Origin of the sequence: Amycolatopsis sp. NPDC051102 (assembly GCF_040682815.1) — a bacterium.
Taxonomy (GTDB): domain Bacteria; phylum Actinomycetota; class Actinomycetes; order Mycobacteriales; family Pseudonocardiaceae; genus Amycolatopsis.
Genome location: NZ_JBFBBT010000004.1, coordinates 422497 through 434092, shown reverse-complemented (window position 1 = coordinate 434092; position 11596 = coordinate 422497). Strand labels below are relative to the sequence as shown.

11 protein-coding genes are annotated in these 11596 nt (G+C 72.9%); 4 read left to right on the top strand and 7 right to left on the bottom strand.

Annotation, left to right across the window (positions count from 1 at the left end):
• Positions 1-5 precede the first annotated feature (5 nt).
• Both AB0M93_RS16420 and AB0M93_RS16415 read left to right on the top strand, forming a co-directional pair.
• Positions 6-506, top strand: a complete 501-nt coding sequence (locus tag AB0M93_RS16420; protein ID WP_364273946.1) for a DUF3455 domain-containing protein — start codon at positions 6-8, stop codon at positions 504-506.
• 54 nt (positions 507-560) lie between these two features.
• Positions 561-785, top strand: coding sequence for a hypothetical protein (locus AB0M93_RS16415; RefSeq protein ID WP_364273943.1), 225 nt, complete (start codon positions 561-563; stop codon positions 783-785).
• Between the two features lie 6 nt (positions 786-791).
• On the opposite strand, the gene smc is transcribed toward AB0M93_RS16415, so the two are convergent.
• Positions 792-4394 (bottom strand): chromosome segregation protein SMC, encoded by a 3603-nt coding sequence (smc, locus tag AB0M93_RS16410; RefSeq protein WP_364273940.1) that lies wholly within the window; start codon positions 4392-4394, stop codon positions 792-794.
• A 169-nt stretch (positions 4395-4563) separates the two neighbouring features.
• Positions 4564-4851 (bottom strand): acylphosphatase, encoded by a 288-nt coding sequence (locus AB0M93_RS16405; protein ID WP_364273937.1) that lies wholly within the window; start codon positions 4849-4851, stop codon positions 4564-4566.
• 175 nt (positions 4852-5026) lie between these two features.
• Here AB0M93_RS16405 and AB0M93_RS16400 point away from each other — a divergent pair, with 175 nt between their 5' ends.
• Entirely contained in the window at positions 5027-5629 is a 603-nt protein-coding gene (locus AB0M93_RS16400; protein WP_364273934.1) for a hypothetical protein, read from the top strand.
• Between the two features lie 45 nt (positions 5630-5674).
• Here the strand turns inward: AB0M93_RS16400 and AB0M93_RS16395 are convergent, their stop codons facing one another.
• Positions 5675-6316, bottom strand: a complete 642-nt coding sequence (locus AB0M93_RS16395) for a helix-turn-helix domain-containing protein (RefSeq protein ID WP_364273931.1) — start codon at positions 6314-6316, stop codon at positions 5675-5677.
• Between the two features lie 65 nt (positions 6317-6381).
• Here AB0M93_RS16395 and AB0M93_RS16390 point away from each other — a divergent pair, with 65 nt between their 5' ends.
• The gene (locus tag AB0M93_RS16390; RefSeq protein WP_364273929.1) at positions 6382-7521 is read left to right on the top strand and encodes an acyl-CoA dehydrogenase family protein; all 1140 of its coding nucleotides are present in this window, start codon (positions 6382-6384) and stop codon (positions 7519-7521) included.
• Here the strand turns inward: AB0M93_RS16390 and AB0M93_RS16385 are convergent.
• The 4 genes from AB0M93_RS16385 to AB0M93_RS16370 are packed head-to-tail and all read right to left on the bottom strand — an operon-like array spanning position 7518 to position 11594.
• Complete coding sequence (locus AB0M93_RS16385; RefSeq protein WP_364273926.1) at positions 7518-7736, bottom strand: hypothetical protein; 219 nt, start codon at positions 7734-7736, stop codon at positions 7518-7520. The genes AB0M93_RS16390 and AB0M93_RS16385 overlap by 4 nt on opposite strands.
• Before the next feature lie 21 nt (positions 7737-7757).
• Positions 7758-8456, bottom strand: coding sequence for a response regulator (locus AB0M93_RS16380; RefSeq protein ID WP_103350156.1), 699 nt, complete (start codon positions 8454-8456; stop codon positions 7758-7760).
• Positions 8453-10999, bottom strand: a complete 2547-nt coding sequence (locus AB0M93_RS16375; RefSeq protein ID WP_364273923.1) for a DUF4118 domain-containing protein — start codon at positions 10997-10999, stop codon at positions 8453-8455. The genes AB0M93_RS16380 and AB0M93_RS16375 overlap by 4 nt, the downstream gene beginning before the upstream one ends.
• 4 nt (positions 11000-11003) lie before the next feature.
• A complete protein-coding gene (locus AB0M93_RS16370) occupies positions 11004-11594 on the bottom strand; it encodes a potassium-transporting ATPase subunit C (RefSeq protein ID WP_364273920.1) in 591 nt (196 codons plus the stop codon).
• Positions 11595-11596 lie beyond the last annotated feature (2 nt).

The window sequence follows — 11596 nt, the reverse complement described above, 5'->3', positions numbered from 1 at the left end:
GGACCATGAAACGGATGACGATGGCGCTCGCGGTCGGCGCCCTGCTGGTCGGCGGCGCGGCGACGGCTTCGGCCAGCCCGGCGCACTCGACGGTGCCGGACGCGATCAAGGTGCCCGACGGCAACCGGCACCTGGCCACTTACCACGGCGAGGGCGTCCAGATCTACGGCTGCACGAACGGCGCGTGGGCGCTGATCCAGCCCGCGGCCGTGCTGTCGAAACACGGGAAGCCGGTGGCCATCCACAGCAAGGGCCCGGTCTGGACGTCCACTGTGGACGGAAGCACGGTCGGGGCCGCGGCGGCGGCGAACGCGCCGCAGCCCGACGCGATCCCGCAGCTGCTGCTCAAGGCGAACCTCAACACCGGAGACGGCGTCTTCGGCAAGGTGACCTACATCCAGCGCCTCGGCACCCGCGGCGGCGTGGCCCCGGCGGGGACGTGCGCGGCCGGGGCGCAGACGGCGGTGCCGTACTCGGCGGACTACGCCTTCTGGGTCGCCGGATAAGCGGATGTGGTGCCCCTCCCGGCCGCGTACCTTGGGGATCGGGAGGGGATGCCCATGGGGTTCTTCATCGGTCTCGGCGTGGTCTTGGCGGTGGTGCTGGTCGTCGCGCTGATCGTGGACCGGTCCGACCGCAAGCGCGGGGTCAAGCACGGCATGCTGCGGCCGCGCGGGCGCCGGCCGCAGCTGGGCGACGTCGGCCACATCGGCAACGACCTGAGCACCTACGAACCGCCCGTGCGCGGCGAGGACCGGCGTGCGCCGCGCGAAGACGAGATGTGAGCCGCCTCAGCCGACCGCGACCGGTTCGTCGTCGGCCGTGCGCAGGCGCTGCGAGATCACCTTCGTGATGCCGTCGCCCTGCATGCTCACGCCGTAGAGCGCGTCGGCGATCTCCATCGTCGGCTTCTGGTGGGTGATGATGATCAGCTGCGACGAGTCGCGCAGCTGCTCCAGCAGGCCGATCAGGCGTCGCATGTTGGTGTCGTCGAGCGCTGCCTCGACCTCGTCCATCACGTAGAAGGGTGAGGGCCGGGCGCGGAAGATGGCGACCAGCATGCCCACCGCGACCAGCGACTTCTCGCCACCCGACAGCAGCGACAGCCGCTTGACCTTCTTGCCCGGCGGGCGGGCTTCGACGTCGACGCCGGTGGCCAGCAGGTCGTCCGGCTCGGTGAGGACCATCCGGCCCTCGCCGCCCGGGAACAGCACGCTGAACACCGTCTCGAACTCGCGGGCCACGTCCGCGTAGGCGCCGGCGAAGACCTCGAGGATCTTCTCGTCGACCTGCTTGATGACCGCTTCGAGGTCCTTGCGGGTGTCCTTGAGGTCCTCCAGCTGCGTGGAGAGGAACTTGTACCGCTCCTCCAGCGCCGCGAACTCCTCCAGCGCGAGCGGGTTCACCTTGCCCAGCAACGACAGGTCCTTCTCGGCGCGCTTGGCGCGGCGGGCCTGGGTGTCGCGGTCGTAGGGCATCGGCGGCGGCGGGGTGACGTCCTCGCCGCGGGCCTTGGCCGCCTCGTACTCGGCCATCTCGCCCGCGCTCGGCGGGACCGGGACGTCCGGGCCGTACTCCTGCACCAGGTCGGTGAGGCCGATGCCGAAGTCCTCGGCGATCTTGGCTTCCAGGGTCTCCAGCCGCAGCCGCTGCTCGGCGCGCAGCACCTCGTCGCGGTGCACGGCGTCGGTCAGCTTCTCCAGCTCGCCGGTGAGCTCGCGGACCTTGGCGCGGACGCCGGTCAGCGCCTGCTCGCGGCTTTGGCGGCGGGACTGGACCTGGTCGCGTTCGGCGGCGGCGCGCTGCACCGAGTGCTCGATGCGTTCCAGCGCGAGCTCGCCGGCGTTGACGACGGCGTTCGCGATCCCGGCGCCGCGTTTGCGGGCCGCGGCGGCGCGCTCGGCGCGTTCCCGGGCCTGCTGCTCGGCGTGCGCGGCGCGGCGGAGGCCTTCGGCCTTGCCCGCGATGCTGCGCGCCCGCTCTTCGGCGGTGCGCTGCGCGAGCCGCGCTTCCATTTCTTCCTGCCGGACGACCGCCAGCTCTTCGACGGCGGCGTCGCGCTCGGCGGTGTCCGGGTCGTCCTCGACGGGCTGCTCGGCGACGGCGGAAAGGCGTTCCTCCAGTTCGGCGAGCTGGGCCAGCGCCTGCACGCGGCTCTGCTCGACCTTCGCGCGCTGCCCGGTGAGCCGCTCGACCTCGGCCTGCGCCTGGCGGGCGGCCTGCTGCATCCGGTTGAGCCGCTCCGACGAGCGCGCCTTGCGGACCTTCGCTTCGCCGAGGGCGTCCTTGGCCTGCGACACCTCTTCGCGGCGCGCCTGCTGCTCGGCGCGGGCACCTTCCAGCTCGGCCGCGTACCGCTCCATCGAGCGCTCGGCCAAGCGGAGCCGCTCGGCGGCTTCGTCGACGGCGGCCTGGACCTCGATCACGCTCTCGCGCTTGCCGGAGCCGCCGATCGCCCAGCGGGCGCCGAAGACGTCGCCCTCGGCGGTGACCGCGCGGACGTCCGGGTGCACCGCGACCAGGTGCCGGGCCGCTTCGAGGTCGCGGACCAGGGCCAGCTTGTCGAGGGCCTGCTCGACGGCCGGCCGCAGCTGCGCGGGCGCGGTGACGACCTCACGGGCCCAGCGCGCGCCTTCCGGCAGCGACGGCCACGAGTAGGTGTCCACAGTGGACTCCGGGCCGCCGAGCAGGATGCCCGCGCGGCCGGAGTCGGTTTCCTTCAGGTACTTCAGCGCGCGCAGGGCGTCTTCGCCGCCGGTGACGGCGACCGCGTCGGCCACCGGGCCGAGCGCCGCGGCCAGCGCGACCTCGTACCCGGGCTCGACGGTGAGCAGCGCGGCGACCGAGCCGAGCAGGCCCGGCAGCTCGTGCGACGCACCGAGCAGCGCACCCGCGCCGTCCTTGCGCCGCAGGCCCATCGACAGCGCCTCGACACGCGCCTTCTCCGACGCGATCTCACGCTCGGCGGCGCGCTCGGCCTTGACCAGCTCTTCGACGCGCGCCTTGGCCGCGTTGTTGGCCTCGACCGCGCGGTCGTGGCGGTCCATCAGGCCGGCGTCGTCGGACTCCTCGACGCCGCCTTCGGCCTTCGCCATCTCCAGCTCTTCGACGGCGATCTCGGCGCGCTCGGCGGCCTCCTCGAGGGAGACGCTGAGGCGGTCGATCTCGTCGGAGGTGGCGCCGTTCTTGCTGCGCAGCGCCTCGACCTGGCCGGTCAGCTTGGCCATGCCCTCGCGGCGGTCGGCGATCGCGCGGACGGCGGCCCAGTGCGCCCGTTCGGCGGCCTGGACGCGCTGTTCGAGGTCTTCGCGCCGCAGGATGGTCTGGGCGAGCAGCTCGCGGGCCTCCATGACGGCCTCGTTGAGCTCTTCTTCCTGCTCGGCGACGCGTTCGGCCTCTTCGAGCAGCTCTTCGGGGTCGCGGCCGCCGGTCGACGTCGAGACGTCGGCCGACAGGTGCCGCTGGCGCTCGATCGCGAGGCGGACGGTGCCGCGCAGCCGTTCGGCCAGCGCCGACAGCTTGTACCAGGTCTCCTGGGCGGTCTGCAGCAGCGGCGCGTCCTCCGCGAGGGAGGCTTCCAGCTCGGCTTCCTCGGCGGAGACGAGCTCGAGGTGCTGTTCGACCTCGGCGCGGCGCTGGCGGGCGGTGCGCTCGTCGGCCTCGTCGCGCGCGATGGTGTCCCGCTGGGTGACCAGGTCGTCGGCGAGCAGGCGGAGGCGGGAGTCGCGCAGCTCGGACTGCACCGACTGGGCCTTGCGGGCGATCTCGGCCTGCTTGCCCAGCGGCTTGAGCTGGCGGCGCAGCTCGGTGGTGAGGTCGCCGAGGCGGTCGAGGTTGCCCTGCATGTTGGCCAGCTTGCGCAGGGTCTGTTCCTTGCGCTTGCGGTGCTTGAGGACGCCGGCGGCCTCTTCGATGAAGGCGCGGCGCTCTTCGGGCTTGGACTCGAGGATCGCCGAGAGCTGGCCCTGGCCGACGATGACGTGCATCTCGCGGCCGATGCCGGAGTCCGAGAGGAGTTCCTGGACGTCCATCAGGCGGCAGCGGTCGCCGTTGATCTCGTACTCGCTGGCGCCGTCGCGGAACATCCGGCGGGTGATCGACACCTCGGAGTACTCGATGGGGAGCGCGCCGTCGGCGTTGTCGATGGTGAGGGTGACCTCGGCGCGGCCGAGCGGGGCGCGGCCCGCGGTGCCGGCGAAGATGACGTCCTCCATCTTGCCGCCGCGCAGGTCCTTGGCGCCCTGGGTGCCCATGACCCAGCGCAGCGCGTCCAGCACGTTCGACTTGCCGGAGCCGTTCGGGCCGACCACGCAGGTGATGCCCGGCTCGAAGCGCAGCGTGGTGGCCGAGGCGAAGGACTTGAAGCCCTTGAGCGTCAGGCTTTTCAGGTGCACTGGGTGCTGACCCCTCTGGCTGCCGGTACTGGCGTTTCAATCGTCCCAGGCTACCTGGGGGCCTCCGGGTACCGCCGGACGCGCCCCCTCCTCGGCGCGCCTTAGCACACCCGGTCACGCACCGGCAACACCACGAACCACACCGGCCCCGGACGGAGCAAGCCGTCCGCTACCGTTCGACGAACCCCGAGAGTCCCCCTTTCGGGTCGGACCAGCGCTCGGCGACGTGCTCCACACTTCCGGGTGATTCTCCGGACCGTAACGCGGACAACAGCCGCTGACAGTGGTCACGGCTACCCTCCGCGATGACCTCGACACGGCCGTCGGCGAGATTGCTCGCGCTGCCGACGAGGCCGAGTTCCAGTGCGCGGCTGCGGGTCCACCAGCGGAAACCGACGCCCTGCACCCGGCCGCGCACCCACGCCGTCAGCCGGGTGTGCGTTTCTTCCTCACTCACACGTTTCCTCCCGTCCGGGTCAACTGACCGCGCACAGTAACGGATCAAGGCCACTACCTGGGGGAATACCCGCACGCCGGTGATAACCTCGCCGCCGAGGTCGCTTCCCCCGCGGTGGCGTTGCCCCGATCCACGACCTCACCCGCGCCTCCCCGAATTCCCCAAGGAGCCCCGTATGCCCCGCCCCGCCGGGTCGGATTCGAGCTCTCGGATCACCAGGATCGACACCGCGCCGCCCAAGGGCAGCAAACCGAACCGCACCGGGTACGTCGTGCTCGGCGTCGCCGGGCTGGTCGTCGCGACCGCGTTCGCGGCGGTGGCCGAGCTCGCCGGGCCGGTCCCCGCCACGACGGCGGGCGGCACGGGCGGTCCCGGCGGTCAGGCGGCCGTGCCGGCCGGCGTCCAGTCGCCGCCGGCCACGCCGTCCTCCAGCGGCCCGTCGACCGTCGGCGGCATCCCGACCACGTCGACTCCCACGTCCTCGAGCGCCCCGACGACGGTGGTGTCGGTGAGCCCGGACGGCAAGACGACCACGACGGTCGTCACCCAGGCCCCGCCGCCTCCCCCGCCCCCGCGCAACGACACGGGCGACAGCTCCCCGCCGCCGGTCCACTCGTCGGTGAGCCCCCCGCCGAAGACGACGACCCCGACGCCCACCCCGACGCCGACGACCCCGACCACCCCGCCGACGACCACCCCGACCGAGCCGAGCGGCGGCGGTTCGAGCTCGGCCGGCGCCCCGTCGTCGAGCACGACCGGAACCAGCACGATGGCGTAGGACCACTGCCGAAGGCCACCGCTGCGGCGGTGGCCTTCGGCGTTCCTAGGCCAGGACGGCCGCGACCGCCGCGTCGCGCAGGAACCGCCCGTAGCGCTCCGGGGGCCAGCCGCGCTCGAGGCAGAGCAGCTCGTACTGCTCGGGGCGGTGGTAGGTCCAGAGGATGTCGCGGACGTCGTCGGCCGTCAGGTCCGGCTTCACCTGGCCGGTGGCCATCAGGTCGGCCGAAAAGTACGTCATCGCCGTGAGCATCTCCTGCCGCATCTGCGCCCACACCTCGGCGGCCGCGGGGTCGACGGCGGCCGCGTCCCGGGCGAGCAGCTGGAACGGCGCCACCGTCGGCGCGCCCGCCGCGAGGTGGTCCAGGTACATCGTGATCTTGCGGGCGGCGTCCGGCTCGGCCTGGATCGCGGCGATGAACTCGCGGCCGGCGATCGGAACGTCCTCGTCGTCGCCGGCGACCGTCACGTCGAAGACGGCCTTGAGCAGCGTCGCCTTGTTCGCGAACGCCTTGTAGACGGTCTGCACCGAGACGCCCGCCGCCTTCGCCACCTCGGGCATCGCAGTGCCCGCGTACCCCTTCTCCCGCAGCAATGCCGACGCCGCCGCCAGGATCCGGCGGCGGTTCTCCCGGGCTTGCTCCTGGCGCCGCGAAGTGTCGTACCGGCGCTTGACAGGGCCGTCCATTTAGGTAGAGACTCCTCTATCGAATAGATGTCCATCTATCATGACACCCTGAGGGGGCGCTGACCATGATGGAACAAGCCACGACCGACGCCGTCACCGCCGCGCGGGACCTCGCGCCCGAGCTGGGCGCGCGGGCCGTCGAAGCCGATCAGCTGCAGACCCTGCCGCGCGACCTCGTCGAGCGGGCCCGCGAAGCCGGGCTCTTCCGCCTGGCGACCCCGCGCACGCTCGGCGGGCTGGAGCTGCCGCCCGCCACGATCGTCGAGACGATCGAGGAACTCGCCCGCGCGGACGGCTCCGCGGGCTGGACGATCACCATCGGCAACGGCTCGGCGTTCCTCGCCTGGCTCGACCCGGCCGTCGCGGCGGACCTCGTGGCCGGCACCCCCGACCCGATCGGCGGCGGCGTGTTCGCCCCGATGGGCCGCCTCACCCCGGACGGCGACGGCAAGTTCGCCCTCGCCGGCCGCTGGGGGTTCTGCAGCGGCAGCCCGCACACGGACCTGTTCTTCAACGGCGGCTTCGCCGGTGGCGACCCGCGGGACTGGCGGCTCGCCGTCGTGCCGGCCACGGCGGTGCGAGTGGTCGAAAACTGGGACGTCAGCGGCCTGCGCGGCACCGGCAGCCACGACGTCGAGATCGACACAGTCGTGCGCGAGGAGCACACGATTTCGCCGTTCACCAACCCGGCGCGCCACGACGGCCCGTTGTGGCGCTTCCCGTTCTTCACCTTCATCGGCACGCTGATGGCGGGCGTCCCGCTCGGCATCGCCCGGCGCGCGCTGGACGAGTTCACCGGGTTCGCGCCGGCCAAGTTCCGCCCGCCGGGCCCGGGCCCGATCGCCGAGGACGGCGACGTCCAGATCGCGCTGACCCGCGCCGAAGGACGGCTGCGGTCGGCGCGGGCGTTCGTCTTCGAGTCGCTCGGGCAGTTGTGGGAGACGGCGTGCGCGGGCGACGTCCCGGACGTCCGGCAGCGCGGCCAGTTCCTGCTGGCGACGCAGCAGGCGATGCAGGCGTCGCTGAGCGCGGTGAACCTCGCGTCCGGCTACGCGGGCGCGGGTGCGCTGCACGCGGACCAGCCGATGCAGCGCTGCTTCCGCGACCTGCACGCGGCGGCCCAGCACATCTACTTCTCGGCGGCGGCGTCGAAGCGGTACGCGAAGCTGCGGTTCGGGATCGAGCAGCCGACCTTCTGGTTCTAGGCCGGCCCGTCGCGCCGGTGCCGGCCGAACCAGAACTTCGCGAACGCACCGCCGAGGAACGGTCCCAGGTCGACCACGCCCTGAGACCACGGGTCGGGCCGGTCCAGCAGGGCGGCGATCCCGACCCCGGCCAGGTAGACCAGAGCCGACAGCAGGAGCAGCCACAGCGCTTTCCGGCTGCGTCGCTTCGATTTTGCGGTTTCCCCCTCAGTCACCCACCCGGGGTACCCACCGGGTCAGACCTCGAAGCGGTACCCCATCCCCGGTTCGGTCAGCAGGTGCCGGGGCCGGGAGGGTTCGAGTTCCAGCTTGCGCCGCAGCTGGGCCAGGTACACCCGCAGGTAGTGGGACTCCGTCTCGTAGGAGGGGCCCCACACCTCGTGCAGGAGCTGCTTCTGCGCCACCAGCCGGCCGCGGTTGCGGACGAGCAGCTCCAGCACGCCCCACTCGGTCTTCGTCAGGTGGACCTCGACGCCGTCGTGGCGGCGGACCTTCTTCGCCGCCAGGTCGACGCTGAACGACGCCGTGTCCACCACCGCGTCCGCGCCGTCCGCGCCCGCCACCGCCGAGCGGCGGACCGCCGCCCGCAACCGGGCCAGCAGCTCGTCCATGCCGAAGGGCTTCGTCACGTAGTCGTCGGCGCCCGCGTCGAGGGCCTCGACCTTGTCCGCCGAGTCGACGCGGGCGGACAGCACGATGATCGGGACCGTCGTCCAGCCACGCAGGCCGGCGATCACCTCCGTGCCGTCCAGGTCCGGCAGGCCGAGGTCCAGCACCACCACGTCGGGCTTGGTCTCGGCCACCGCCTTCAACGCGGCCGTGCCGTCGTGCGCGGTGATCACCCGGTAGCCACGGGCGGTCAGGTTGATCCGCAGTGCCCGCACGATCTGCGGCTCGTCGTCCACCACCAGCACGGTGGCGCCCGGGTCGCTCATCGCACCCCCTCCTGTTCGAACTCCACACTGAACGCGGGCAGCGAAACCACGATCGTGAGCCCGCCGCCCGGGGTGTCCTCGGCGCGGATCGTGCCGCCCATCGCCTCGGTGAACCCCTTCGCCACCGACAGCCCGAGCCCGACGCCCGGTGTCGTGTCCCGGTCGCCGCCGAGCCGCTGGAACGGCGCGAACGCCGAGTCGGCGGCTCCCTTGCGCAGCCCCTTGCCGTGGTCGACGATCCGCAGCTCGACCTGGCCGGAGTGGGTGCTGGCCCGGGCCGACACCGGGCCGCCGCCGTGGCGCAGGGCGTTGTCCAGCACGTTCGCCACCACCCGTTCCAGCAGGCCGGGGTCGGCCAGCACCGAGGGCAGCTGGTCGTCCACCGCCACCAGCACCGCCGCCGAATCGTCCACTGTGGACAAGGCGTGCGCGACGACCTCGTCGTAGCCCACCGGGCGCAGGTGCGGCCGGACCGCCCCGGTCGCCAGCCGCGACGAGTCCAGCAGGTTGTCGATCAGGCCGGCCAGCCGGTCGGCGGACAGCTCGATCGCCTCCATCAGCTCCGCGACGTCCTCTTCGGACAGGGCCAGGTCGGCGGCGCGCAGGCTGCCGATCGACGCCTTGATCGACGTCAGCGGCGTGCGCAGGTCGTGCCCGACCGCCGACAGCAGCGTCGTGCGCAGCTCGTTCGCCTCGGCCTTGCGCTCGGCGCGGGCCGCGGCGGCGGCCGCGCGCTGCTGGCGCAGGGCCAGCAAAGCCTGCCCGGCCACGGCTTCCAGGACCTGCCGGTCGGCCGCGGGCAGCGCCCGCCCGCGCAGGGTCAGGTGCACGTCGGCGGTGACGGCGATGTCGACGTCCGCCTCGTCCGGGTCGGCGCACGGGCGCTCCCCCGCGGCCGCCACGCACTGCCACTGCCCCTCCTGCTTCTCCAGCAGCGTCACCGACGTCAGCGCGAAGTTCTCGCGGACCTTCGCCAGCAGCCGCTCGATCGGGTTCGTGTGGGTCAGCACGGTCCGCGCGTAGGACGCCAGCAGCGCCGCCTCCGTCCGCGCCCGCGCCGCCTGCGTCGCCCGGCGCGCGGCCTGGTCGACGACCAGCGCAACGAGCACCGCCACCACGACCATCGCGATCAGCGTCACGAGGTTCTGCGGCGTGTGCACGTTGAGCGTGTACAGCGGCGGCGTGAAGAAGAAGTTGAGCAACCCGGCGCCCAGCACGGCCGCGACCAGGGCCGGGCCGAGGCCGCCGACCAGGGCGACGACCACCGTGGCCAGCACGTAGGAGATGACGTCGGTGGCGAAGTCCAGCCCGCTCGGCACGAAAACGCCGACGAGCGTGACCAGCACCGGCAGCACGACGCTCAGCACCCAGCCCGCGACCAGCCTCGACAGCCCCAGCGGGCTCGTGGCCAGCCGCGCCCGCAGGCGCCCGGCCGCCTCGGAGTGGGTGACCATGTGCACGTCGATCGGCCCCGACCGGCGGACCACCGAAGCGCCGATGCCCTCGTCGAACAGCCGGGCCACGCGCGGGCGCCGCGAGGTCCCGATGACCAGCTGGGTCGCGTTGACGCCGCGGGCGAAGTCCAGCAGCGCGGTCGGCACGTCGTCGCCGACGACCGTGTGGAACGTGGCGCCGACCTCTTCGGCCAGCGTGCGGCAGCGGGCCATCGCCGTCGGGCCGATGCCGGCGAGCCCGTCGCCGCGCAGGATGTGCACCACCTGCAGTTCGGCGCCCGCCCGGGTGGCGATCCGGCTGGCGCGGCGGATGAGCGTCTCGCTCTCCGGGCCGCCGGTGATGGAGACGACCACGCGCTCGCGCGCCTCCCACGTGTCGGTGATCCGCTGCTCGGCGCGGTAGCGCTGGAGGGCGACGTCGACCTGGTCGGCCACCCACAGCAGGGCCAGCTCGCGCAGCGCGGTGAGGTTGCCGGGGCGGAAGTAGTTGCCGAGCGCGGCGTCGATCCGCTCGGCCGGGTAGACGTTGCCGTGGGCGAGCCGGCGCCGCAGCGCCTCGGGGGTGATGTCGACGAGCTCGAGCTGCTCGGCGCGGCGGACGACCTCGTCCGGCACGGTCTCCTGCTGGGTGACGCCGGTGATCCGCTCAACGACGTCGTTGAGGCTCTGCAGGTGCTGCACGTTGACCGTGGACAGCACGTCGATCCCGGCCTCCAGCAGCGCGTCCACGTCCTGCCAGCGCTTGGCGTTGCGCGAGCCCGGCACGTTGGTGTGCGCGAGTTCGTCGACGACGGCGACCTCGGGCGCGCGGGCCAGGACGGCGTCGAGGTCCATCTCCTCGAACTCGCGGCCGCGGTGCCCGGCCTGGCGCCGCGGGACGATCTCGAGGCCGTCGAGGAGCTCGGCGGTCTTGGCCCGGCCGTGCGTCTCCACCAGCCCGACGACGACGTCGGTGCCGCGGTCCAGGCGCCGGCGGGCTTCGCCGAGCATGGCGAAGGTCTTGCCGACGCCCGGAGCCGCGCCGAGGTAGATCCTCAGCTCCCCGCGGCGCGGCTTGGCGGCTTCTTGTTCGGACACTGCCGTGGTCACGGTGTCAGTGTGCTCCCCCGGCCGCCGCCTGCACGGCCGAGTTGAGCGGGAGCACAGTCACCCCGGCAACCCCGATCCCGGCTCCGCTCGTGTGCTGCTCGATCAGCTGCTTCACCCGGTCGAGCGACAGCCCCGTGTTCCGGGCCACCCGCTGCGCCTGCAGATCGGCATAAGCCACGCTGATGGCAGGGTCCAGGCCCGAGCCCGACGCCGTCACCGCGTCCGGCGGTACCTGATCGGGTGTCACGCCTTCGCGCTTCGCGACGGCGTCCTTGCGCTCCTCGATGGTCTTCACGAGACCTTCGTCGTACGGGCCCTTGTTGGACGCGCCGGAGGGCAGGCCGGGCCCGGCGGCCGAGGGCCGCGTGTGGAACCACGGGTCGTGCGCGGGGTCGGCGGGCACCGGGTCGACGCCGATCAGCGACGACCCCACGGCCTGGCCGTGCTGTGTCACGACCGAGCCTTCGGCGTTCCCCTCCAGGCCGGGGATGCGGGCGACGGCCCACACGGCCAGGGGGTAGAGGACGCCGAGCAGCACGGTCATCACGAGCAGGACGCGCAGCCCGGCCCAGGTCTGTTTGACGAGTGTGTTCACGG

Bases quoted from the DNA above. Each gene is read 5' to 3' on its own strand.
- AB0M93_RS16420 (WP_364273946.1), top strand. From the start codon at position 6: ATGAAACGGATGACGATGGCGCTCGCGGTCGGCGCCCTGCTGGTCGGC.
- AB0M93_RS16415 (WP_364273943.1), top strand. From the start codon at position 561: ATGGGGTTCTTCATCGGTCTCGGCGTGGTCTTGGCGGTGGTGCTGGTC.
- AB0M93_RS16400 (WP_364273934.1), top strand. From the start codon at position 5,027: ATGCCCCGCCCCGCCGGGTCGGATTCGAGCTCTCGGATCACCAGGATC.
- AB0M93_RS16395 (WP_364273931.1), bottom strand. From the start codon at position 6,316: ATGGACGGCCCTGTCAAGCGCCGGTACGACACTTCGCGGCGCCAGGAG.
- AB0M93_RS16390 (WP_364273929.1), top strand. From the start codon at position 6,382: ATGATGGAACAAGCCACGACCGACGCCGTCACCGCCGCGCGGGACCTC.
- AB0M93_RS16380 (WP_103350156.1), bottom strand. From the start codon at position 8,456: ATGAGCGACCCGGGCGCCACCGTGCTGGTGGTGGACGACGAGCCGCAG.